Annotated in this window: 20 protein-coding genes; 2 read left to right on the top strand and 18 right to left on the bottom strand. The window is 61.8% G+C overall.

Translation table 11 applies throughout. From position 1 onward, the window contains the following. Window position 1: 1 nt before the first annotated feature. Both ACWTU8_RS17810 and ACWTU8_RS17805 read left to right on the top strand, forming a co-directional pair. Entirely contained in the window at window positions 2-430 is a 429-nt protein-coding gene (locus ACWTU8_RS17810; RefSeq protein WP_455849202.1) for a DUF6484 domain-containing protein, read from the top strand. Next, window positions 430-1,512: a HEAT repeat domain-containing protein gene (locus tag ACWTU8_RS17805; protein WP_455849201.1), complete on the top strand. Its 1,083-nt coding sequence runs from the start codon at window positions 430-432 to the stop codon at window positions 1,510-1,512. The genes ACWTU8_RS17810 and ACWTU8_RS17805 overlap by 1 nt, the downstream gene beginning before the upstream one ends. On the opposite strand, the gene ACWTU8_RS17800 is transcribed toward ACWTU8_RS17805, so the two are convergent. The 18 genes from ACWTU8_RS17800 to tssA form a co-directional block, all read right to left on the bottom strand. Further along, window positions 1,505-2,296 carry a hypothetical protein gene (locus ACWTU8_RS17800; RefSeq protein ID WP_455849200.1) on the bottom strand — a complete coding sequence of 264 codons (792 nt, stop codon included), beginning with the start codon at window positions 2,294-2,296 and terminating at the stop codon, window positions 1,505-1,507. The genes ACWTU8_RS17805 and ACWTU8_RS17800 overlap by 8 nt on opposite strands. Then, window positions 2,293-3,228, bottom strand: a complete 936-nt coding sequence (locus ACWTU8_RS17795) for a type VI immunity family protein (RefSeq protein WP_455849199.1) — start codon at window positions 3,226-3,228, stop codon at window positions 2,293-2,295. Before ACWTU8_RS17795 ends, ACWTU8_RS17800 begins: the two co-directional genes overlap by 4 nt. Continuing rightward, window positions 3,222-4,235, bottom strand: coding sequence for a DUF4150 domain-containing protein (locus ACWTU8_RS17790; RefSeq protein WP_455849198.1), 1,014 nt, complete (start codon window positions 4,233-4,235; stop codon window positions 3,222-3,224). The genes ACWTU8_RS17795 and ACWTU8_RS17790 overlap by 7 nt, the downstream gene beginning before the upstream one ends. Next, entirely contained in the window at window positions 4,235-5,293 is a 1,059-nt protein-coding gene (locus tag ACWTU8_RS17785) for a beta-ketoacyl synthase N-terminal-like domain-containing protein (protein WP_455849197.1), read from the bottom strand. The genes ACWTU8_RS17790 and ACWTU8_RS17785 overlap by 1 nt, the downstream gene beginning before the upstream one ends. Next, entirely contained in the window at window positions 5,290-6,348 is a 1,059-nt protein-coding gene (locus ACWTU8_RS17780) for a DUF2169 family type VI secretion system accessory protein (RefSeq protein WP_455849196.1), read from the bottom strand. The genes ACWTU8_RS17785 and ACWTU8_RS17780 overlap by 4 nt, the downstream gene beginning before the upstream one ends. Window positions 6,349-6,414: 66 nt before the next feature. Continuing rightward, window positions 6,415-6,945 (bottom strand): type VI secretion system-associated protein TagF, encoded by a 531-nt coding sequence (gene tagF, locus ACWTU8_RS17775; protein ID WP_455849195.1) that lies wholly within the window; start codon window positions 6,943-6,945, stop codon window positions 6,415-6,417. Further along, a complete protein-coding gene (tssM, locus tag ACWTU8_RS17770) occupies window positions 6,942-10,478 on the bottom strand; it encodes a type VI secretion system membrane subunit TssM (protein WP_455849194.1) in 3,537 nt (1,178 codons plus the stop codon). The genes tagF and tssM overlap by 4 nt, the downstream gene beginning before the upstream one ends. A 1-nt stretch (window position 10,479) precedes the next feature. After that, window positions 10,480-11,802, bottom strand: coding sequence for a type IVB secretion system protein IcmH/DotU (icmH, locus tag ACWTU8_RS17765; protein ID WP_455837632.1), 1,323 nt, complete (start codon window positions 11,800-11,802; stop codon window positions 10,480-10,482). Between the two features lie 4 nt (window positions 11,803-11,806). After that, entirely contained in the window at window positions 11,807-13,141 is a 1,335-nt protein-coding gene (gene tssK, locus ACWTU8_RS17760) for a type VI secretion system baseplate subunit TssK (protein ID WP_455849193.1), read from the bottom strand. Between the two features lie 39 nt (window positions 13,142-13,180). Beyond that, the gene (gene tssJ, locus ACWTU8_RS17755) at window positions 13,181-13,633 is read right to left on the bottom strand and encodes a type VI secretion system lipoprotein TssJ (protein WP_065006842.1); all 453 of its coding nucleotides are present in this window, start codon (window positions 13,631-13,633) and stop codon (window positions 13,181-13,183) included. A 3-nt stretch (window positions 13,634-13,636) separates the two neighbouring features. After that, entirely contained in the window at window positions 13,637-15,118 is a 1,482-nt protein-coding gene (gene tagH / locus ACWTU8_RS17750) for a type VI secretion system-associated FHA domain protein TagH (RefSeq protein WP_455849192.1), read from the bottom strand. Beyond that, the gene (tssG, locus tag ACWTU8_RS17745) at window positions 15,115-16,200 is read right to left on the bottom strand and encodes a type VI secretion system baseplate subunit TssG (RefSeq protein WP_455849191.1); all 1,086 of its coding nucleotides are present in this window, start codon (window positions 16,198-16,200) and stop codon (window positions 15,115-15,117) included. The genes tagH and tssG overlap by 4 nt, the downstream gene beginning before the upstream one ends. Further along, a complete protein-coding gene (gene tssF, locus ACWTU8_RS17740; protein ID WP_455849190.1) occupies window positions 16,164-18,038 on the bottom strand; it encodes a type VI secretion system baseplate subunit TssF in 1,875 nt (624 codons plus the stop codon). The genes tssG and tssF overlap by 37 nt, the downstream gene beginning before the upstream one ends. A 1-nt stretch (window position 18,039) precedes the next feature. Then, entirely contained in the window at window positions 18,040-18,795 is a 756-nt protein-coding gene (gene tssE, locus ACWTU8_RS17735; protein WP_455849610.1) for a type VI secretion system baseplate subunit TssE, read from the bottom strand. Then, complete coding sequence (locus ACWTU8_RS17730) at window positions 18,782-19,237, bottom strand: Hcp family type VI secretion system effector (protein WP_023801311.1); 456 nt, start codon at window positions 19,235-19,237, stop codon at window positions 18,782-18,784. The genes tssE and ACWTU8_RS17730 overlap by 14 nt, the downstream gene beginning before the upstream one ends. Window positions 19,238-19,285: 48 nt before the next feature. Continuing rightward, a complete protein-coding gene (tssC, locus tag ACWTU8_RS17725; RefSeq protein ID WP_095519758.1) occupies window positions 19,286-20,791 on the bottom strand; it encodes a type VI secretion system contractile sheath large subunit in 1,506 nt (501 codons plus the stop codon). Between the two features lie 3 nt (window positions 20,792-20,794). Then, window positions 20,795-21,334, bottom strand: coding sequence for a type VI secretion system contractile sheath small subunit (tssB, locus tag ACWTU8_RS17720; protein ID WP_455837425.1), 540 nt, complete (start codon window positions 21,332-21,334; stop codon window positions 20,795-20,797). Between the two features lie 6 nt (window positions 21,335-21,340). After that, a complete protein-coding gene (gene tssA, locus ACWTU8_RS17715; RefSeq protein ID WP_455849189.1) occupies window positions 21,341-22,516 on the bottom strand; it encodes a type VI secretion system protein TssA in 1,176 nt (391 codons plus the stop codon). Window positions 22,517-22,769 lie beyond the last annotated feature (253 nt).

Below are 22,769 nucleotides of genomic sequence, written 5' to 3'. Positions count from 1 at the left end.
GATGAGTGACGTTCGCGAGCGCATTGATGGTGTGGTGATCGGCATCTTTCTCGGTTTCGACGCCGCCGCGTCGCCGCTGGTGGTATTTCCCGGCAATCCGAAAGAGGCAGCGTTGCCGGCGCGCAGCCTGACCGGGCTGACATCCGAAATGATCGGCTCCGAGGTGGCTTTGCTGTTTCAGGAGGGCGATCCGGTCAAACCGCTTATCGTCGGTCGCATCGTCGAGCCAGCGCGCAAGACCGCCGCGCCGCAGGTCGTGCGTGACGGCGAGCGCGTTCGCATCATCGGCGAAGAGCGCATCGAACTGCGCTGCGGCAAGGCGACGATCCTCATGGAAAAGGACGGCCGTATCACCATTCGCGGCACCTTTGTCACCAGCCAGGCGAGCGCCGCCAATCGTATCCGTGGCGGATCGATCGATCTCAACTGATGGTGGCGGCAACCGGAAATCCGAAATCGGAAGGCGCGCCGGAGCGGCGAGTAGTACCGGATGTGGTAAGACAGCATGCCGAGCAGGCCGCGTTCTTCTGGGCGCAGCGCTACACGTTGATGCAGGATGATCCGCCGGACCTTGATGTGGTTGCCGGCGTCGACCGGCGCCTGGAAGCCAACCTCGATGGCCTACGTATCGCCGGACCGGCCGCCTGGCAGTTCGTCGTCGCGGCATATGAGGACTTCCCTGAAAAGGGCGAACTGTTCCTTTACGGATGGATGGCGATCGAGCAGAACGACGGCCGCCGCATTGCCGAGGCCGTCGAGTTCGGCCGTCAATGCGAGGACGACGCTCGCGGATTGGTTGGTGCGCTAGCATGGCACAAGCCTGGAACGATCGCTCCGCTCGTGCGGGGCTGGATCGGGGCGCCGGATGCGCTCAAGCGATTTCTTGGCGTATCGGCTTGCCTCGGGCATGGCGTCGACCCGAAGCAGATGCTGGCGCGACTTGTCCGCGATCCGGATACGCGCGTTCGCGCCACCAGCCTGCGCCTCGCCGGAAAGCTGAAACGCGCAGACCTTGTCAACGAATTGACAGCCGGCTTGAACGATGCCGAAGAGATCACCCGGTTCTGGGCTGCCTGGGCGCTGACTGAACTCGGCTCAGGCGACCTGGCCAGCCGCGAATTGCGGAAAGTGGCGGTTGCTGGCGGCCCCGACGCGCTGACGGCGCTGCGCGCGGCAGTCAAGGCCGCACCCGATAAAGAAGTGCGCACATGGATGGGCGCATTGCTCAGATCGCCTGAAACCGCGCCTTTGGCCGTGCGCGGCGCCGGTATGCTAGGTGACCGGACGATCCTGCATTGGCTGGTCCACCAGATGCGCAATCCGGCACTGGCAGTTGCGGCGGGAGCGGCATTGATGGAGCTTTTTCCGGAGGCGCGCGGGGCGGATCTCTTCACAACCGAGCCGAGCCAAGCGGGCAAGGTGTTTGAAGATCACTTCGGTGGCGATGTCGCGAAGGTGCCGTTCGCTGACAAGGTTAAGGATTGGATGAGGGGCAAGCAGCTTCTCACGTAATTACGATACGCATGACTTCCGGCGCTTTGTCTTTAACAGCGAACAAAGAGTTGCAGAGCCCATACAGTGCTTCGCGATGGCAGTAGAAATTGCGAAATCCGATCTGCAACTCGGCTTGGAAAAAGTCCAGTGTGCCATCGTATTCAAGGCTGCAGAAATCTGGGCGATACGGAGGCGCAGGATAGCAGCCTATTGCTGATGCGGCGATCCAATCTTCGATCTTCAGACGAATGACTTCCTTTTGCGCGATGGTTGGGTCGGAAGCAAAATGTGCAACGACAATTATATCATCGGACAGGTCGGGCGAAATTCCTACTCTTGAAGCCAGATTGGTGAACACGGTTGGGTAAATACCCTGATCCTTATCGGTAGCTGGCAGGGCAACAAGCGTTTCATCCAGTCCACCCCTGATCATGATCTTAGTGATCGGAAAATCTGAATGCGTGATCAGGAAAAGCTGAGCGAGAATGGGAATAGACCGTTCGTCCGCTCGGATGTTCGACACCTTCCAGGTTACGTTCGAAGCTGCGCCCCCAACAAAATTGACACTGGACGCTGCCGAATCCCAAGGCGCGATAGTGGCCCCTGACAACGCTCCTGAGCCGGTCAAATGAAAAAAAGCCGTTATCAATGATTCTGCATTCTCTGTCCCTTTGGCCTCCATCCCCTTAGCGCTGATTTCACTCGAGAATGATAGCGTAATGAAGATATCCCGACCAAGGCTCATCACCGGCAAGGGGCTGTGATACACTCCGTATGGCAGTGCATATCGGGTCGCGATCATGGGCTGCCCGTTCCGGCAGGGGCATCCAGGAAGCGGCGCTCCCAACGTTCGACAAAGTCCAGTCGGTCCGAAAGAAGCATCTTGAGATTTCGGTCGCCGAAGAAAGTTATCGGCTCTAGTAGTTTGGCCAACCAGCGAAGGTTGGTAGCTTCAACCCCTCTGTTGGTATCTCCAACTTCCGGAATGTCAGAAGCGGTGATCATCATGCCGTTCGTCGTGGGGGCGATTGTGACACCTTGCGGAGGCTTATGGGCGGATGGAAGTCCAACTTCCGCGGCTTTTTCCTTGCTTAGGAATGTAAGCCATCGAGCCCCCCTGCTGCCCTTTCCGACAAAATAGCTCGTGGTCGCATTGTTAGGGACATCGAAGCCCTTGTGGCGCATTGCCAGCGGACCGATGATTGCGCCGGCTTCGACCTTGGCCGCGTCGTCGCCGAACACCAATCCGGGAGCTGCGTAGCCAGTGTCGTATGGAAAGCGCTCGGAAATCTCACGAAAGGTTTCAGCCATGGACCGCCAGCCCTGGGCATCGTCAGGCACCGGTACCATCAGTTCGACCAGGTTTGTCTTCGTGTTGGTGGAATTGGCCGTTTCTCGGTTGACAAGCCACCTCATTCTATAGTCGGGAGCATAGGGTTGCGGCCCCTGATATCGGAATCCGGTGAGCCCGACTTCGATCGTCGAACGAATCTCCCGCTGCAACCTCTCCATCGTGGATTTATTCACTTTGGCGATTGTCGATGCGTTCTTGCCGATCAGCGCCCACGCCAGCGCCTTGCCGGCGTAGTCGTCCCATTTGTCCAGGAGCCAAAGCCCAGGCTCGACCATGTCCTCGGATGTGCACTTGCAAAAAAGGGCAAAGACAAGGTTCACGCGGGCGTAGTCCGCATTGCTATCGGAGGAAGCCAGCGCCTTGGCCACATCATTCAACATGCTCGACCGTCCTTGTGGATTACTTTGGGTTCGCACCCGACAGCATTTAGATATTTGTCCGCCTGTCCGTCGCTTAGAAATCTGCTGAGAGGTTTTGGCTTCCCCCTGTCGGGACCTCTTTTGTGCGTGTCGTAAGTGGCCTCGCAGTTAAATTTGAAATCATAAGCTTCCACGGAATTGTGCGGCCCTGGCGGTGGAGGCGGACTGCTAACGACGACGTCGGCCTTGAACCCCGCACCGCCTTCTGAGAAGTATGTGTCTTTCCACACGCCCTCGGTGCTTTGACCTGCAGCCTTCGCGTCATTATACGCATTGTTTGCGGCTGACCGGGCATTCGAGTCCACATCGGGGCTGCACGGGTTTCCATTGCGATCGTAGGGCACCTCACTGTCGATCGTTGGGTCAGCATCGGGGTTCTTTTCCTTCCATTTTTTTATCTCATTTTCGCAACACTTATGCTTCTTCGTTCCTAACGCAGTACAGTCAGTGCCGCTCGGAGGAGGTGGACAAAACTTTTTTGTTCCGTCCGGTTTTTTCTCCTTATTGTTGACGTCTTTGTTACATTTGTCCGCGATCTCTTTGAGGCCAGTGGCTGGATTCAGCGGATCGAGATCCCCCGCCAAATTCACCGTGTTCTTATCGTTGTGAAACTTCTTGTCCGTGTGCCGGCAGGCATTCTTGCCGTCCATCTTCACGTCGAACGAATAGGTGATCCAGTCCGTCGCCTTTTTGAAGACGTTCGACTTGACGCCACCAACGGTGCCTGGCTCGTCACCGGAACTCATCCCATATTGCGAGCCCTTGACGGCGATCATCTTGCCGCCCTTGGCGAAGACAGTTGTAGTGCCGTCCTTGAGCGTGCTTTGCGAGGCGATATTCGGGTAAGGCAACGGGATCGGCCCGCCGGGGCTGGGCGTCTTGCAGACGTCGGGTATCGTCGCGATCGACACGCCTATCGTTCCCTTGTAGGTCAGGCCGAGGCTGTTGACGACGATGTGTGTGGGCATCAGGCGGCTCTCCTCGGTCCGCCCAGCAGCACGGCGGCGCGCGAGCCATTTTCGGAACCTGCCCAGATCAGCGACAGCGGCGCGTTCTGGTAGTTGCGTGCTTCTGCCTCGGTGATCAAGCTCACGAACAGAGGGCCAGACGCCGCGCCGACATCACCCCAACAGTCGGCTGGCGTCTCAAAGCCCGCCGCATCCTTGAAGCGGGCCGGATTGCGGATCACGGCGAAGCCGTATTCATTGCCACGATAGCGTTCGCCGTTCATGTCGCAAATGATTCGACCAACCGGATCGATCGGCGCATCCTCGAACAGAAAGCGGAAGGCCGCGCCCAGCCCTTCGCCGAGCACAACCGTCTCGGTCTTGATCCTGTTCTCTTCGGTCGCCGTGGCAGCGCCAACGACCTCAAGGAGAGGTTGCAGCCCATACGCCCGTGCCGTGGTTAACATCGTCAGCAGACAAAATCCTGCCGCCTCCCCAGGACAGAAGCCGTAGATGTTGCCCTCGGAATGGAGCTGTTCATTCTCGTCTAGCCACTCCAGGGTTTCCGGCTCAAGATAGGTATCGACTCCGCCTGCCAGGCAGAATTCGGCTTTGCCATCACGCAATGTTTTGCAGGCATGGTAAATGGCGAGCAGTCCTCCGGCGTGACCGCCTGCGGTGGACCCACCACCTTCGAGGATGACGTGCTGGGCCAGTCGGCTGCGCAATTTGGCGTTAACCTGCGCGGCGAAACCCTCCGCCTGTCCCGGTCGGGCCTCACCAGTTGAGAGGATGAGCGAAACCCTAGTTGCCTGCCGCGCAGCTTGCAACGGCCGCAACGCGTCCAGTGCCGGCGAGATTGCGATTTCCACCGCACGGTCCGGCCCGGTAAGGGTCACATCGACGCCAATGTCACGGGTCACCTTCATCCGCTCGCCGAATCGGTCGATCATGTAGGGATGGTCCTGGATGGCGGAGATGCCGGCGCGGACTGCCGCGGCACTTGAAGGCGCATCGAAACCCAGCGGCGTGCGCGCCCCTACGCCGACGATGACAATCGTATCTCCCTTGGCCATCATTCGTCTTCGTCCGCCAGCCAGACTCCCGTCGCCGCGATTGTTGGCGAAATGCCGGTACGCCCGCGGATGCTCAGGGTGGTCATCTTCAGGCGCTCCTCGTCGTAAGGCACTGCCAGGGTCGACATCCAGGTGATCGAGAATTGCCTGAGATCGGGCTTGATACGCAGCGTGTGGATGACGGCTTCGCCGTTTTTGCGGTCCGGGCGGTTGTAGAATTCAGTCGTCATATCGAAGGTGATGCGCGGCAGGAGAAAATGCAGGAAGCCATCCGCAGTGAAATTGCCGAGCCGCACATCTTCATAGCCGATGAGCGGCGTCCTGGTCTGCTGGTCCTCCGGCGCGCACTGATAATACATGCGGCTGAAATCGCGGGGCAAAAGCGGATCGCGCGTTTTCTCCCATTCTTCGCCATAGGTACCTGCATATTTCATGCGCGGCTGCCAGTGCCGCGCCACCGGACCGAAGCCAGCCGGCTTGCCGCTTCTGTGGTCGCGATAGGCCGCGTCGGGATACTCAAAGTTAGGTCCGGTTTTGCTGACTAGCCGCTGCGGGTCGACTGCAAATCCGGTACCGACTGGATTGCGCTGGTCCCAATTCGGCTTCGATGCCTCCATATCCGTGCCGCCGTAGGTCCGGCGCCAACTGATCGGCATTTTCGTGAATGGTTCCGGCCGGCTCATGCGCACCGACACCGCGCCGGGCATAAATACACGGTCGCCCACGACATTGATGGTCTTGTCCACGTCGCCGACTTTCATGCGCGCCGCGCTCTCGATGTTTGGACCGCCGCCGGGCGTGTAGACGTGTCCTTCGACCAGTACGTCCGTATGTTTCTTCTCCAGATTGAGATCCGTCTCGTCGAGAAGCTCGTTTGGATCCGCGCCGTGTATGGGCGCCAGGTTCACCGGCGTTTGTTCCTTCAAGAGCCGCTGCTTGCCGTCGGGATCGATCTCGAAGGACGCCTTGATCGCGACCAGCCAGACCTCATGTCCGCGCTCATCACGCGTCCAGCTTTCCTGGGCGGCGAATGGCGTCTCGTTGGACAGTATCCACATTTGAAACCACGCATCCTTACGCGATGCTGAAACAGCGGGCCTTCAACTGTCTTGGAAAGATCTGCATCAGCTGGTCTCCCAGCTTGCCGCAAAGATCTGCTCCAGCGTCGCTTGCGGCGACAGCGGATCAACGTCGAAAATGTCGGAGTGCGCAGTCCACATCACCATATCGCTGATGACCTCTTGCCCCGGCTCGACGGGCGGCACCGCCGGCAGTTCGGCCAAAGCACTATCCAGTTCATCAGGCGTCAGCTCGCCCTGCTGGGCGGCAAAGGCAGCCTCTTCAATTCCGGCAAACCACGCATCGGCGCGAGCCAGCTGAATGGACGCGTCAGGGAGCTGCGCGACGATGGTCAAAGGGAACCGCCGGCCGACCCTGTCGGCGCTCTGCAGAATAATGCCTGCCGAGGCGCCGAAGGGAGCCGGGCCGGCCAGGAAGCGCAGCGCGGTGGTGCGCGGCCAGGTTTCCGAGCCGATCAGCGGGACGATGTGTTGCGCCAGCCAGCGGTCCCAGATGCGCACAAAATCCCCCGGCAGCCGCCGCGTGACGAAATCGCCCGTGGCCGGGATTTTGCCGTAAAAGCCGGGCAGGATCATATCTGCGGCGGACATGAGAATTTCTTGAACATTTGCAAATTGTAGGGATTTTCGACGCTTGCCGCCTTGAGCTCGAAATCGGCGTACATGCCTTGCGTGCCCAGTCGCAGGCTGTAGACGTCGGACAGAGAGGTGCCGGTAAAGCGGCCGCTGCGCAGCAGCCTCAGCCACGCCCAGCTGCCGGTTTCGTTCAACATGACTTCGGGCGAGCCGTCGATCGGCTGGAAGGCGAGCGAGATGACGCCGGTGCCGTCCTTGCCGGGCCAGGTCATCGGTTGCGGCCGCGTCGCGTTGTTGTAATAGACTAGGTTCTGGCCATCGAGATTGAGCGTCACGCGCGTGACGTTGGGGGACAGGTCCTTGGGTTCGAGCGTGAAGCTCATCACCGGGCCGGTGCCGCCTGGAAACAGATCGTCGCGGATCCGCCTGGCCTGTTCGAATGCCGCCAGAGCCGCCGGGTCCAGGCCGAAGTCGGCGCGCCATTTCCATGGCTGGCTGGCGGTGTCGACATAGCTGATCAGGTGGTCGTTGATGAAGGCGTCGATCATCCCGGCCGGCCCGAACAGGCGGGCGAAATCGCGGACATTGACGTCCACCGCGCTCTCGGGACTGAACGGATAGCGGTCGTTGAGCGCTGCCTGGCAGAACGGCAGGATGTCGGCGCGCCAGATGGCGTTAAGCTCCGAGGTGACCGCCTTCTGGGTCAGACCGCTGGTGTCGCCGGCGATGCCGCCGAGCCAGTCGTCGACCGGATCGGGCAGGATCTGCGCCTGCCTGGCGACCGCTCCCGTCAGTTCGGCGAGGCCGCCCTGTTTCTTGATGGCGTCCTGGGGGTCGGGATTGGCCGTGACCGTCTGCAGCACGTTCGAAAGTGCCGTCAGAGCCACCACCGCGGCGTCGAGTGCCGGCGGCTGGCCGTCGACCTCGGCGATTGCGCCCTTGAGCGGCTTGAAGTGTTCGGCCACCAGATTGCCGGTAAGATCCACCTCGTTGGCGGATCCTGCGCGTGGCAGCAGTTTTGCCCCTGTCTTCACGATCTTTCCCAGCTTCCCCAGCTTGCCGAGCAGTTTCGAGCCGCCCTTGGCTGCTGCCTTGTTGTCGGCCGGCGCTTCATCGGATCGGGTGAGCTCGGTCTCCTGAACGACCGCGGTAAGCAGGCGCTTCAGCGCGGAATCAGCGCTCGAAAGGTCCTTGAGGTTCTCACTGGCGACATTCAGGTCGGCCAATGGCGCGAGCCTGATATCGCGCAGGAAGCTGTCCCATTGTGCGATGTAGTCTTCGTAATAGAGTTTTAGAATATCCTCGGACAGCGCCGAGACAGAGGTTTCGGAATTTTCCGAACAGCCTCCGGCAAAGACGGCCCGATCGAGTGCGGCCTGGGCGGCGACATCCTCGATCCGGTCGAGGATGGCATCGTGGAAGCCGGAATAGGTGAATGCGCCTGAAATGCCGACGCGCAGCGTCTTGGCGGAACGCCGTGTAAAAACCTTGGCGCCGTTGGGGCCGGCGAAATTCGCGGGGATCCATTCCTTGAGGCCGGCCACCGCCGGATCGGCCAGCAACTGTCTGTAGGCACGCGCCGGCAGCGAAATCGTGCAAACTGTCTTCAGCGCCTCGGCAACCAGCGCCTGATCCGGGGCGATGTAGCTGTCGTCGACCGCCATGCGGCGGATCGCGGCAAGCTGGTGCTCCTCCGCGTCGGCGGTCGGAAAGGGCGCCGCCGGCGCGAATTCCGGCAAGTCATTGACCCACCAGTTCTGAACGTAATCGGCGTCCATCTGCGACAGGCCCGTCATCATGCGATAGGTCTTCAGCGCCCCCAGCATGAAATCCGGATCGCGGATCTGCCGCCACATGGTCGCCTCGAGCAGAGCGACCATATGCGGCTCGAGAACGTTGCGCAGAGCGTGGTCGTAAGTATCGGCCTGCGCCCGCAGCAGCTCCGCCGATGCCGATGGCCCCAGCAGATCCTGGGCACTGCTCGGCGGTGCCGTACGGGCATTTGCGACCTCGGCCATCGTAGTAAGCGCGCTATCGATGGCGGGCTGCTCCACCGATGCCGGGCTCGCGGCTGCTGCGGTCAGTGGCGCCTGCAGCGCTTCGAACTGGCTCGCCTGTGCTGCGATCGCATAGCGGTTGTCATAATAGGACCAGGTGAACATCGCACCGGCCAACAGGGCGGCGGCGGCGCAGGCTGCCGCGGCGCCACGCCAGATCCAGGCGCGGCGGCGCTGCGCCAGCGGATCGAATGTCCCCAGGCCGGCTTCCCTGAAGATGACCTCGGTCAGCAGATTCTTCAGGAAAAAGCTGCGTTTTTCCACGCGCGGCGCTGGCATGGCCCGTCGGGGCGGAAGACCGAAGGATGACGACAGCGCCGCAGTCAGCCGGTCAATGGGCGCCCCTTCCTGGGTCGCTGACGTCAGATAGAGGCCGCGCAGCCAGGCGGCTTCTTCGTACCGGCTTTCGCCAAACATCGCCTCGATCAGCACCTGGATCGGCTCGGACAGGCTCGTGAGCTGGGCGGGAAATCTGAAAATCTCGGCGCGGGCGGCGAGTTTGTCCTCGTCCTCCAAGCGTGGCACCAGCCGCCGCTCGAGTTCCGTCGCCAGGGTGGCGATTTCCCGCTCTATGGTTTTTGCGTCGACACGCGCATCGAGCGCGAAGGTCGTCCCCCACACCTGCTCGCGCGAGGCCGTCGACAAGCCGCCGAAGAAAGCCTCGAAGCCCTTGATCAGATCGGCCTTCGTCAGCATCAGATAAACTGGAAGGCGGATTTCGAGCCGGTCGTTGAGCTCTGCCAGCCGACGGCGGATCTTGCGGCCGTGAGCCTTGATGGCTTCGTCGCCCTCCGAAAGCGCGTCGATCGACAGCGCGACGATAACGCCGTTCAGCGCCCGGCGGCCGCGGTGCTTTTTCAGCAGGTCGAGGAAGCCCAGCCATTCCGCCGCATCGACGTCGGGCTGACTCTCCTGCTGCACATAGCGGCCCGCCGTGTCGATCAGAACCGCGTTCTCCGAGAAAAACCAGTCGCAGTTGCGCGTGCCGCCGACCCCCTGCAGGTCGTCCGTGAGATCGATCGGAAAGTTCAGGCCGGACTGGCGCAAAGCCGTGGTCTTGCCGGTGGCAGGCGGCCCAACGATCACGTACCAGGGCATCTCGCGCAGGAACTTGCGTCCGCCCAGCTTGCGGCGCTTCAGTTCGGCCATCACCTCGGCGAACTTGGCGCCGACGGCTGCGACGTTCTCTTCGCCGGGGCTCAGCGGTTTTTCCACCGCTGGCGCTGCGATTTCGGCGACGAACATGCGGTTGGCTCGGATCGCCCGGCGCTGCGCGACGATCAGCCAGATCAGCCAGAAGATGACCAGCAGCGCAATGATGACAATGCGCACGTTTTCCGAGGCGAAGGGTTCGTAAGCACCGACCCTGACTATCGGGCCGAACACCCAGATAACCAGAGAAAGCAGCGTGATGCCGATCAGCGTCCACAGCCAGCGCGATGTCAGAACCGCCCATAGGAAGCGCAGCATGAACATCTCACAGCCTCTTCTCGACCAGCACCTCGACGCGGCGGTTCAACGCCCGTCCCGCGCGCGTGCTGTCGTCGGCCACTGGATCGGTAGCTGCACGTCCTTCAAAGCGAATGCGGTCCTGCGGCACACCGTTCTGGACCAGCATGTCGGCAATCGTCGCTGCGCGCGCTTCCGACAGCCGCTGGTTGGTGGAAAGCGGATTGGACCGTTGCAAAGGAACACTGTCGGTATGGCCGACCACGGTGATATTTCCGATCAGTTCCTGATTGGCGAGGATCACTTTGGCGATTGAACCGATCAGCGGTTCGAAGCCTTCCGTCAGTGTCGGCCGCGACGACTGGAACAGTTCGGGGTTGGAGGCCTGAATGATCAGCCTGGCCAGCGAAACGCTCTCGGTGCCGCTTAGCGCGGCTCTGAGATTCGCCGGCGCTCCGGCCTGAAACTCCGGCACCAGCGCGAAATCCACCGCCTCTGGCGGCGGCGCGTCGACCGGTGGCGATGTGCGGCTGATTTCGCCGCGCGTGGGTGGCGGCAAGGCACGAACGAGCGTGGAAAGCTCGACCGCCTGACTGCTCAGTCCCATCGACAGCCCGAGATAGATTGCTGTGGCGATAACCGCCGCACCGAGCCCCATCACCCAGATCGGAACGATGAAGCGCTGCGGCTCGTCGGATGCGATCACGCCTTTCCAGTTTGGCGACAGCGGCGCGCCGTCGGCATCCGCATCGCGCAAAAAGCGCGCCGCAGCAACGCGAACGGCATTGAGCGAGCGGTCGCCCGACCGGCCTGGCACACGATACTTGCCGCGGAAGCCGAGCGCGAGGCAATGATATTGCAGTTCGAGCAGCTCGCGATCCCGGTTCGGATGACGCTCCAGTTCATCGAGACGCGTGAAGAACTGCGTGCCGGCATCGACATCGCCTCGAAGCATCACCACAAGCGGCTGGCGCGGCCATGCGCTGGCACCACCCCACGGCGTGTTCAAGGCCAGGTCGTCAAGCAACGCCGCCACCACCCAGGCTGCCTGGTCGGCGCGCTCCAGAGAGGACCCTGCCGCCATTGCCGCGTCGCGTGCCCGAACGAGCTCATCCAGCAACCGGGTGCGCAACGCTTCCGGGTTTTCCGGCGGCAGCGCGCTTTCAAGCTCGGGCGCGAACTCGAGCAGGGGCGCGAATGCGTTGACAAGCGTGTTCGGATGCGTTCGCGACCGTTTGATTGGCACACCCGACAAGAGTGGCGTCATCGGTCGCGGCATCGGCGCGCCGGTCAGTCGTATGCGAGTGCGTTCGCGATCCTCCGACAGTCCGAAAGGATCATCCCGGCTCATCATCTCACCTGTTTACCGAATAGCAGTCCACCTGCGGCTCGCTCGGCAGTACACCGGAGACGCCAATGACAAAGCCGGGGGCATCGAGCAGCGAGGCCCAGTGCTCGCTTTTCTGATCCAGCTCAAGGCACAACCGATCGCCATCGTAGGGGATTTCGCGGGGCTGGGAATGAAGCGGTTTCAGTGGAATACCGGGTAGGCGGGATTTCCACAGGCCCTCGAACTGATCGGCCGAACCGACAGTCGCCTGGTTGACGAAAATCTTGCGCAAGGCATCTTCGGACAGCTCGGAACCGACCCGGATGACGATCCGGCTGGCCACCAGCAGCTTCGGGTTGTCAATGCGGATTTTCCAGACGTTGGTCGAATGCCGCATGACAGGTAGCGCGCGTGATTTAGGCTCGATGTAACGCAGGCTCAGGATGAGTGAGCGCAAGGCGTCCGCCAGCGCCGAATAGGCGGGGCCGGGCGCCATGTGATCGTAGGCGGGCAACTCGCTCAGCCGCCGCGCGCTCGAGCCATAGGTCGCCATTGAACCAGCAAGACCGGCAAGCTCCAGGTAAACCTCGGCCGGATGGAAAACATCCTGCGCCAGCATGTGGGCCAGTCGCGGACGCGCCGCATTGGCGAGATTGAGCATCAACAGGTCTTCGACGCTGCGCCCTGGCCCGCCCATGACCATTTTGCCATGCGCCTCGGCGATTTGGTCGAGGCCGGTGACGACTTCCAAAAGCAACTGCCGATACCAGGCCACCGCTCCGGTAACCAATGTCGGCGGCAGGAACGTCTCATCCAGGGAGACGCCGCCATCGGCTCGAACCCCTTTGATGTCCGCTATCGGCAGGGCGGTGTAGCCACCAACCGATTTTCCAGGTGCAAGCAGCATCGCCTGCGGACGGGCGATTTCGATTTCTTCAGGATCTGAACCGCCCTGGACGGCGTCGCGGACGGTAACGATGCGCCCATGATAGCGCGCGCCGGTCGATGCGGCGTGCGCCGGATCGAAGCCGACACCGCCGGCAGGCTCGAGCGGCAGGGCGACCAGCACCGGTCCGGCGCCCGTGTCGGCGGTGACCGGCAGCGGTCGTGGCGCATCCATCATGTCTGGGATGGAGAAGGGGGTCCCATCCGGAAAGATGCCCCGGGCCGACAGGATAGAGACCTGACCGGCGTCGAGCATTGCCTGGTCCAGCGTCAGCTGCTGAAAGCCGAACGTATGGAGCTGCCCGGCCTGCAACGCGCCGCGCACAGTCGCCTCGAAAAAGCGATCCTGCTGCTGAAAATGCTGGGTCCGGAGAAACAGGCCTTCGGACCACAGCACCCTGTTTGCATCGCTCATGCCGCAACTTTCTGCATCAAGCACCCCTTGCCCTGGCCGCTAGGCGGAAATGCCGCCGCTGCCAAGAGTGACGTTGACGGTTACTTTTGACCCCGGCGACACCGACTTGGTTGTACGCCAGCTCCGGCCGCCAGGCTCGCGGACGAGGGCAACGAAGCCCAGCGCAGCTGCGTCCGGCTCGACCGTGATGGTTTTGGATGCGGTCTTTCCAGGTCCGATGGAGATCTGGTCGGACCCAATGAGATCGCCTCCAAGTGCGGAGCCGGCATCCCCTTGCAACGCGAAATAATCGGCCGAGTTGAATTTACCGGTGCTGCGCAGCCGCATCACGAGGACCGTCACGGGCCGGTCGCCGCCACCTGGTCCCGGGTTCATGCCGGCCGCGCCGGTCAGATTGACAGTGACCGCCGATGGTTTTGGCGGACCACTCTGGCAAGCCGCCAGCAGCCCGGTTGCGCCCAGGGCAACGATAAATTCACGGCGATCGATCATTTTTCACTCCTCCTCGTATGCATCCCGAAAATCAGCGCCGATTTCGCCGAGGAAGCTCGATTCCGCACTCTGGGCGATTTCACGATGGCGTTTCTGGTATAGCTCCCACAGCTTGGCGCTGCGCCCGCCCGAAAGCAGGGTGCCGATCGCGGAACTCGACTTGAGCTCTTCCTCGATCGCTGCCGGGTCAAAACGGTCAATCATTCGCCGCAACGCGGACTGCACGCCTCGCCAGGCGCGCACGTGATGTTGCGCGAGATCGCGGACCGCGTCGGCGATTGCGGCTTCGCCGGCCAGAAATCCGGGGCTGCGCTCCGCGATTATGGTCACGATGGCGTCGTCGACCGTCGGCAGAAACTTGAGCGGATTGACTTCAGAGGCCCCCACCACCGTCTGCGCGACGCGAGCGTTTCCCTTTTCCTCGGCTCGCTTGCGCAGCAGTTGCATCAGGCCTTCCATCATGCGCCGATACTCGCGACCGAACTTCTCCATTTCCGCGACGCTGTCGCGTCCGGGAAAATCGGCTTCTTCAATACCCATGCCACGCAAGAACGCGGTGCGAAGCGCCGTGTTCGCCTGTTGCGCCGCTGCCGGGGAGGGGGCGGGCGCAACGCCTGCACGTGGCAGAGAAGGGATATCTGCCGCCTGGCCAGGCAAATCCCAGGGATTGGCCGACTGCGGCCTTCCGCCGATGTGTTGGCGTTGACCCGTCGAGCCGGCACCGTTTCTCAAATCGGGCGAGGCGGCCGGCCCGAAACCGAAATCGTCATCGAAATCGGATGACCTTCCTGGAACAGGCTGGCCTGGAATTGACTGGCCCCGAACGGGCTCGCTTGCACCGGAAGGCGTTGGATCGAGGCTAAATGGGTCTGCGGGGCCTGACGCACCACGTGGTTCGGAATAGGCAGCGCCTCTCGGCGCGGGCGTCGCTACCGGATCGAGGCTGAACGGGTCGTCGAAGGCAGGCGAACTGCGCTGGTTGGCGCGCTCGAACGCTCCTGGAATTGGCTGCTCGAACGGGTTCGGCAGATCGGCGGGGCGCGGTCGGCGCGGCTCTTCTTCGACCGTGGCTGAAAAGAAATCATCGCGGCCGATGCTTACCGGCGCTCGTGATGCCGGCGGTGACCGTTCCGGGAACGATTGGCTGGCTGCTGGTGCTTGAGCGGCCGGCGACTGCAGATCGACGCCTACGATGTAGTCGCCCAGCCTCAGCCGCATTCCGTCCTGAAGACGGACCGACGTCCCGGCGCCGAGCGGGCTGTCGGAGTCGTTTATGAACAAGCCGCTGCTTGATGTGTCGGTAACGAAATACCCATCCCGCCCGCCGGTGATCCTGCAATGGGCGCGTGAAACGAACATGTCGGGATCGTCGATCTGCCAGCCCGCGTCCGCGCTACGGCCGATCACCAGTTCACCTTCGTCCAGCCGGGTCTGCCGTACCGCCTGGGTCCGTGGCCCGTGCTCCAGCGTCAGCAGCAGACTCATGCCGCGACCTCCGCCATTTCCGGCCGCCATCCGACGATTGTCCGCAGCCGCATATCGTCAGCATCGCCCCTTTCAGCGGGCCGCGCAAGCCAGCTGGTTCGGCCGAGCTGCACCGCTCCGATACGGGGCTGCGGCACTGCTTCACGCGCGAGCACGATCCGCAGATCGACATCGAGCGATTCCCCAACCATGTCGCGAACGGCCTGTTTGAACATTTTCAGACGTTGACCGCCCGGCAGGAACGTTTTGAACTCCTCATACCCAAGCGGGCCGACGCGGAGTTCGATCCTGCTTTGGCGGCTGAAAACGCGCGGGCCGATCGTCGCCCCGCGACCCAGCACCGCGTAAGCTTGGGCAAGTCGGGTCTGGAGCGACGCCGGTATGGTCATCCAGGTAGCAACGAACTCCTTGATCTGGACCGGGACCTTGAACGCTTCCGCCAGGAACAGCGTCAGCCGCTCCGGACCGTCGACCTGGCTGGCGAGCGACGCGGCCTGGCGAAGCTTCACGGCGTCGAGATCGGGATTGTCGGTACCAGGAAGTCCGATTCCCGCCATGGCTTCAAGCATGGCCCTTACCCGGCCGCCGACCGCCCGTTCGACCTGTACTGCCGGATGCGCGTCGGCCCAGGCCCGATAGTACAGGGCGATCATGCGGTGCTGGAGAATATTGACGAAGTCCACGAACGTCGTGTCGCTGGTCTGCCGTGCGTCGGCGCCGGTGAACCATCGCTGCGACAGACGATCGAGCACCCAACGTGTCAAATGAAGCGGCATCGGGCCTTCCGGTCCCATCAGCCCGAGATTTGCAACCGTGACCCGGGCCGGCGTCCCGACCTCCCCCGGCGTCTTGTCCTTCGCTTCGCGGAACGCAACCACGTCCTTGGCGGAAAAGCTAAGACGCACATGCTGCCCGAGCCTTGCCGGCTCGCGATCCGCGGGGCCGGAATAGCCGAATAGCCCGCCCCTGCGTTCGAGCCGGCGCAACAGTTCGAAAAAATCGAATGTATCATCCAGCTCTTCGACCTGGTCCAAGTCGAATTTGTCTAGATCAGGTAGCGATTGCCGGGCGTCATCGGCCATGGCACATCCTCCTGCTTCTGCAGCAGCCGCGTGCGGGTCCGCACAAAGCCGTTTAGTCCGGCGTGACGGGCAAACAGCCGTGCAAGCAAGGCTGAAAGCAGCAATGTGCTTTGCCCTGCCAAAACCGACTGGTCCACATGCAGCGTCACTTCCGTGCCCCGTCCGAAGCACATCGGCCCATCGATCTGCAGCCGTTCGACGACGGACCGCGAGTTGATGCGAACAATCGAGTGCACATTGCGGGCGAGGCTCGGATCTCCCCGGTCGGCATAAAGATCGAGCAGCGCATGCAGCGGATCGACACCGCGGCCTTCCTTGGCAAGGCTGAGAAAGTTGAGCGCCAGCTGCGCCACCAGCCGCCAGGCGAGATTGTCGGCGCGGGACTCGCCTTGGGCGCCCGCCGGCAGCGCGGCCGGGATAGCCGGCTGGGGCGGGCGCAACGCACCGATAAGCCGGATCGTTTCGACCGGATCGCCAGTCTCCAGCGTCAAGGTAGGGTTGTCGTCGAGGATCGGCAGATCCCGGTTGGTGCAAAGCGCCATGATGTCGAGACGCTTCAGCGGCCGGTTCGCCGGGCTTCCGACCGGCCGTGAAACCGATAGGAAAACGTCGTCTCCGGTGTATGAGGTGCGGGTCAACCCGTCGCGCCGTTCATCTTCGATGGCCCGCCGAGGCCGCCGTTCGGTGGAATAGACCCAGCCATTGCTGCGGTTTTGCCCCAGGCTGAAGAGCTCCGGAATTTCGGCGTCAGGACCCTCGGCGTCGGCGTCCTCGACATGGGTCACCCGATAGATTTCGAAGTCCCGCGCCCGCGTGCGGTCGGCATGCAGCACTTGCCGCGTTCTGCGCGGATCAAGCTCGATGACGTTGCAGTCACGCTCGAAGAGGTTGATGATTGGCGTCGCAAAAAGTTCAAAATCCGCCGGCGTCACATCGGCAAGTTCGGGTACTGGACGCCGGAACATGAAGATGATCTCGAGCCCGGCATCGCATCTGCGCACGACCGATTGCAGTCCTGAAACCCGCACGTAGTGAAAGCGCTCGGGCATCATGAAATATTCGCGCAGCAGACGGTACCCTTCGAATGTCGGACGGGTACGAGGCATCAACGCCTCGTCGTCGCTGATGCCGACCATTTCGGGTCCCGGCAACGGCGATAGCGGATTGGCCCTGCTCTCGGCCCGTGCACCAACGGCCGAGCAGGCGCCGAAAATCGCGTCGAACAGCAATGGCGCTTTGGTGCGGCCGGCAAAATAGAAATCAAGCCGCTCAAGCGCCAGTTCGTCGAGCCTGCCTTTTCCGGCCCGACCCAGCGTGATACGCAGCGCCGCCTCGCCGCCAACGCCGCCGATCGGTGTTATGCCGGCCGCTGCCAACCCGCTGCGATCCTGGAAATAGCTGACCGACGTGATCGTTATCGGCCACAGCGTCATTTCCTGCGCGGTGGTGAATGTGCAGCGCGTCGACAGGCCGGGTTGCAGACTGGACACCAGCCGCGTGTTCCGGTTGACGACATGGCCGGCAATCATCGACTGGACCTGCTGGCCGGGTTTCAGCACTGCCATCGCCGTTGCCGGCGCCGGCGTAACCAGATCGGGATAGAGGACATCCAGGACGCTGCGTGAAAACCGCGAACGCTCGGCATCGACTTTCAACCGGGTGCGCGCAGCGAGGAAAGCGACGCCGTCAAGCAGCCGCTCGACATACGGGTCCGGGCAGGGGACCGTATCGAGCGAAAGATTGCGCGCCACCGCCGGATGCATGTCGGCAAATTCCGCCGCGAGGCCGCGGATATGGGTCAGTTCCTCCTCGTAATATTCTACGAAGACCCGATCCATCTCAGCTTTCCCTAAATTCGGTCCGCGCCAGGCCGTTATCGAGATTGATCGTGGTGCGCAGGCGCATGCGTTCCGGCGTCGGCGTCATGATCAGCACGGCGTCTATCTCGATCTTCAGGCCCACAGTTTTGTCACCGAGGGTCACCGTTACCTTGGTTGCGCTTTCCTTGAGACGGGGCTCGAACGTGGCAAGGACCGAGCGGATCTCGCGCGCCAGGGTCTCGCGATCAAAGTCGCGGGACGAACGGCCCGAGAAGGAAGGCACGCCGTAGTTGACCACACTTCGGCGCACCTCCGGAAAATCGGCCAGCGATGGCGGATTGTCTGCGGCCTGTTCGCTTTCGAAATCGGAGAGAAGCGGAACAGCTTCGAAACGCTCGGTGTTGAACAAGGCCTCGATGTCGCGCCGCACGGCCTCCTTGAGGACGCGAGCCGATACGACCACGCCACGGCTTTCGATCTCCGCGCGGTGTTGGGTCTGAAAGACCAGGCGCTGCAGACGCCGCTTCTGATCGGGTGTCAGCTCCGCGTCGGTATCGATAAGCCGCGCGCTGCCCGCCAGCAGCGTATCCAGCCGGTCCGCACCAAGCTCGTCCTGTAACGTCTGGCGCAGCCCGTCTATCTCAGAGGTCACGCCCGGCAGGTCGTTGACGAGGCGGTCCCAAAGCGAGGGCTGGACCGCTTCGCGTTTCGCTCGCGAACTGCCGGTAGGCTGTAGCTTGTCCGCGCCGGGCCGCCGGGCCTCACTTGCCGACATAGACATCCATTTCGATTTCGTCATCCTTGTCATAGACGAACTTGATCTTCTTGTAGGCGAAGCTGACCTCCTCCTCGATCAGGTCTTCCTCGTCCTCGGCCTGCGACATGTCGTATTCCATGATTGATGCGTCGGTCAGGGTAACGACCAGATAGTCGCTGGTCTCCCCATCGATGGTCCGGCGGGCGGAGAACACAACTTCGTCCAGCGCCTTGTTGTCGAACAGCGCCTTTTTCAGATAGGGCGACGACTTGTCATAGTGCTTGGTGAACTTGATCATCCCCAGGGAAACACGACCGCGGCGTGAGAGCGAATTCGGATCGTACGGCGCGATTATCTTGTAATCGACCCCATGGACTTCGATTTCATCCTCGTGGCCGTCTCGAACGCTTGGACCTTTGATATCCGGAACCTTTAGAAAACCATCAATTTTCACTGGCATTGTCTTTCTCCACCGCTTTCAAACAGAACAAGGTGTGATTGCTGCGAATCAAGTCTTTACGGACGGCAGTTCCGACACCAGCCGAAGCGAAGCGTTGATGCCCTCCAGCTGGTAATGCGGACGCAGATAGAAGCGAGCATTGTAGTAGCCCGGCCGTCCTTCCACGCTGTCGACCTGGACCTCGGCCGCAGCAAGCGGGCGCTTGGCGCGCGCCTTGTCGTCGGCAAAGGCCGGGTTGGCCAGCACGTATCGGTTGATCCACTCGGTCAACCAGATCTGCATGTCCGACCGCTCCTTGAACGACCCTATCTTGTCGCGCGCAATGGCTTTTAGGTAATGCGCAAAGCGGGAAACCGGGAAAAGATAGGGCAGGTTGGCACTCAGCCGCTCGTTCGACTGTGCGTCGGGATCGACCAGCCGGCCGGCACGTGTCTCGTCATCCTGCAGCGAATGCGCGCCGATGAAAGCCGCTAGATCGGTATTTTTCCTGTGCAGGATGGGCATCAGGCCGAGCTTGGCCAGTTCTGCCTCGCGCCGGTCGTCGATGGCGACTTCCGTAGGACATTTCATCGCCACCGATCCGTCATCGGTGGGGAAGCTGTGCACCGGCAGGTTGATGACCGTGCCGCCATTCTCGACGCCGCGGATCTGTGTGCCCCAGCCATAAAGCTTGTGGCTGCGGTTTATGTTCACGCCCATCGGGAAGGCGGCGTTCATCCAGACATACTTGTTGTGGTCGCCGTGGACCTCTTCCTCGAAGGTGAAACCCTTCACCGGAACAGTTTCCGAGCCATACGGCAGTCGTGCCAGGACACGGGGCATGGTCAAGCCGATATAACGCGCATCCTCGCTCTCGCGCAGGGATTGCCACGAGGCATAGGCCGGGTTGGAGACGATCATCTGCAGGTCCTGCGGGTTCGGCAGTTCCTGCCAGCTGTCCATGCGGAACAGGCGTGGCGACGCGGCCGCGATGAACGGCGTGTGCGCGGAGGCGCAAATGCCCGAGATGTTGCGCAACAAGCCGACGTCACGCGGATGGTTAGAGAATTCGTAGGCGCCGATCAGACAGCCAATCGGCTCGCCGCCCAGCATCGAATACTCGTCCGTATAGACCTTCTTGAAGATCGGGCTCTGATCCCACATCTGGCCTTCATAGTCTTCAAGCGTGTCGGCGAGCTGCTCCTTGGAAATGTTCATCACCCGGATCTTCAGCTTCTGATCCGTTTCGGTGTTGTTGACGAGATACCAGAGCCCGCGCCATGTGCCTTCCATTTCGCGCACTTCCGGCGCGTGCAGGATCTCGTTGACCTGTTCCGACAGCATCTTGTCGATGCCTGCGATCAGCGACTTGATCGACTTGATCGCGTTGGACGAGATGGTGGTGGTATCGGAACGGGACTGTGCCGCCAGCGCGAGATTGCGAACGAGTTGCTGCAGCTTCTCGCTGTCGTCCTTCTTGACCTTGAAATCCTTCTCGAGGAGCCCGCTGAATTCTCCGAGATCGATGGCCTCCGCCTCGGCGGCGACGGCTGCGGTTTTTTGCTGTTCGGCCATGATTTACACCTCAACCTTGTCTTCGTCGGACAGTGCCTGGCTGGCGATCTTGCCAAGAAGCGGCTCGTTGTTCAGAAGCTGCGCGATGCGCTTTTCGGCGTCGACACGGCCATCCATGAAGCCGAGCAGCTCCTCGAGCTGGCGACGCATCTTGAGGATCTCGGCCAGTTGCGGAACTTGCTCGGCGATCTTGTCCGGGGCGAAATCGCCCATTTTGGTGAAGGTAAGATCGAGTGCCAGCTCTTCCTCCCGCTCGGCGCCCTCAGCCTGAGGCAGCGTATTCTTCACGCGGGCTTTGACGCGCGGCCCAAGCGCCTCCATGAAACGGGGGAAGCGGTTGGCATCGGTCTCGACAAAGGAGCGGTCCAGTACCGACTTCATCGCTTCCCTGGTCTGTGAAGCGCCGGAAAGATCGGCCATCACGCCCATGACGAACGGCAATTCGATCGTCGTTGGGCTGCCATAGGTTTCCACGTCATAGGCGATCTGCACGCGCGGCGCGCGATTCCGTTCGATGACTTTCGCTTTGCTTTCAGCTGCCATGGCTCGTTACCTTTCATCCTTCTGGGCCGTCTTCTTGGCATCGGGAACGCCGGCAAGAAGCCGGAATTCCTTCAGCCCCGACGGGGCGAGATCTTCCATCAGTTCAACGAAATCCATATGCACCATCCGGCGCACGCGGCGGGCGAGGTGCGGGATCGGGCTCGACGGTTCGGTGCGGTCATAGAAGGCGACGACGAGGTCGAGGCATTTCACGACGTCGTCGCGCGAGGAAATCCGATCCGGGAGCGCCGTGCTCGGTTCCGCGTAACTCGCCATACTTGCCATAGTATCGGCTCCATGACCGTTTCGAGCAGGCATTTCCGGATCTGCAGTCGTGGGGGCAGGCCCGGCCGCGCCGTTCGTCGCGGTCTCGATTGCCGAATTCCGTTCGAGGGTCGACAGCAAACGCTGCAGAAACCGCTTCAATTCCGGAACAGCGGCGCCACCGCCCTCGAGACGGGCGTTGAGAGCCGTCTCGACCGCCTCGAGAGCCGTGATCGTCGCTTGGGCATCGGCGATGAGCGCCATCATCTCGGCATTGGCCTGATCGGCCTGTGCCGCGCATCCGCTATGGACCCGGTTCAGTAGCTGACCGTGCGCGCTGACCAGCGCTGCCTTTTCGGCCGCATTCAATCCTGAAGCCGATTCCAGAAGCATGAGCCGTTCGTCGAGGGCGCCTTGTTCCAGGTCGCGTCCGCTGATCGGTCCGATAGGGCGCGGCGCGAAGAACGTCATTTTCCGCAAGTCCGCCAACAACCCGTCCTGGCCATTCTGGAGGTCGAGCAGGGCGTTGATGCGACGCAAGGCGGCGTCGCGCGGTGAAGCACTGGGCCGCAGGGCCGGATGCATGGTCTCCCAATGCTGATCGAAGGTCCGCGCGATAAGGGTCAGACCATGCGCGAGTCCGGCGAGCCGCTGCTCATTGGCGAGCGCGCGCGTGACAATGACAAGCAGGCGCAGATCCCGGCCATGCGCACGCAATTCCTCCGCCTTGTCGAGGACGGCAGGCCAGTCGACCGGAATGGTGTTCTCCGACGAGGGTTTGTTGTGCCCGCCATGGACGACCTTGACCTGGGGCTCGGTGAGACGCTCCAGCTCATGAAAGGCTGGATCGTTGCGCAAATCCTCCCCTGACGGATTTTCACCGTCCAGCGGATTCAGCCAGAGTGCGAGATCAATCACACCATCCCCCAGCGAGCGGCTCCTGGGCCGTGCGTGACCCAACGTTACCACACCGCGACACTTTACCACAATTTAGTTGCTGCTCAATCTTAATGGAAGCTTGCAGAGGGGGGCCTGAGCTCGAAATCGCTGGCGCAATTGTCGAACCCTGTATGTGAAGGCATCCGCAAGAGCTGGGCACTCCACGGCTGTTTGTAGCCGAAGGCGTCGGCTTTGCTGTCAGGGAAGAAGTCGACTGGTTCGAACACCCAGA

Source organism: Mesorhizobium sp. BHbdii (assembly GCF_053848045.1).
This window is presented reverse-complemented; position numbering and strand designations above follow the sequence as displayed.

Excerpts from the sequence above, each read along its gene's own strand:
- ACWTU8_RS17805 (WP_455849201.1), top strand. The coding sequence starts at position 430 with ATGGTGGCGGCAACCGGAAATCCGAAATCGGAAGGCGCGCCGGAGCGG.
- ACWTU8_RS17800 (WP_455849200.1), bottom strand. The coding sequence starts at position 2,296 with ATGATCGCGACCCGATATGCACTGCCATACGGAGTGTATCACAGCCCC.
- tssK (WP_455849193.1), bottom strand. The coding sequence starts at position 13,141 with ATGAGCGATGCAAACAGGGTGCTGTGGTCCGAAGGCCTGTTTCTCCGG.
- tssG (WP_455849191.1), bottom strand. The coding sequence starts at position 16,200 with ATGGCCGATGACGCCCGGCAATCGCTACCTGATCTAGACAAATTCGAC.
- ACWTU8_RS17790 (WP_455849198.1), bottom strand. The coding sequence starts at position 4,235 with ATGCCCACACACATCGTCGTCAACAGCCTCGGCCTGACCTACAAGGGA.
- tssB (WP_455837425.1), bottom strand. The coding sequence starts at position 21,334 with ATGGCAGCTGAAAGCAAAGCGAAAGTCATCGAACGGAATCGCGCGCCG.
- ACWTU8_RS17730 (WP_023801311.1), bottom strand. The coding sequence starts at position 19,237 with ATGCCAGTGAAAATTGATGGTTTTCTAAAGGTTCCGGATATCAAAGGT.
- ACWTU8_RS17785 (WP_455849197.1), bottom strand. The coding sequence starts at position 5,293 with ATGATGGCCAAGGGAGATACGATTGTCATCGTCGGCGTAGGGGCGCGC.
- tagH (WP_455849192.1), bottom strand. The coding sequence starts at position 15,118 with ATGAGTCTGCTGCTGACGCTGGAGCACGGGCCACGGACCCAGGCGGTA.
- ACWTU8_RS17810 (WP_455849202.1), top strand. The coding sequence starts at position 2 with ATGAGTGACGTTCGCGAGCGCATTGATGGTGTGGTGATCGGCATCTTT.
- icmH (WP_455837632.1), bottom strand. The coding sequence starts at position 11,802 with ATGAGCCGGGATGATCCTTTCGGACTGTCGGAGGATCGCGAACGCACT.
- tagF (WP_455849195.1), bottom strand. The coding sequence starts at position 6,945 with ATGATCCTGCCCGGCTTTTACGGCAAAATCCCGGCCACGGGCGATTTC.
- tssE (WP_455849610.1), bottom strand. The coding sequence starts at position 18,795 with ATGTCGGCAAGTGAGGCCCGGCGGCCCGGCGCGGACAAGCTACAGCCT.
- ACWTU8_RS17795 (WP_455849199.1), bottom strand. The coding sequence starts at position 3,228 with ATGTTGAATGATGTGGCCAAGGCGCTGGCTTCCTCCGATAGCAATGCG.
- tssM (WP_455849194.1), bottom strand. The coding sequence starts at position 10,478 with ATGTTCATGCTGCGCTTCCTATGGGCGGTTCTGACATCGCGCTGGCTG.
- tssJ (WP_065006842.1), bottom strand. The coding sequence starts at position 13,633 with ATGATCGATCGCCGTGAATTTATCGTTGCCCTGGGCGCAACCGGGCTG.
- ACWTU8_RS17780 (WP_455849196.1), bottom strand. The coding sequence starts at position 6,348 with ATGTGGATACTGTCCAACGAGACGCCATTCGCCGCCCAGGAAAGCTGG.
- tssC (WP_095519758.1), bottom strand. The coding sequence starts at position 20,791 with ATGGCCGAACAGCAAAAAACCGCAGCCGTCGCCGCCGAGGCGGAGGCC.
- tssF (WP_455849190.1), bottom strand. The coding sequence starts at position 18,038 with ATGGATCGGGTCTTCGTAGAATATTACGAGGAGGAACTGACCCATATC.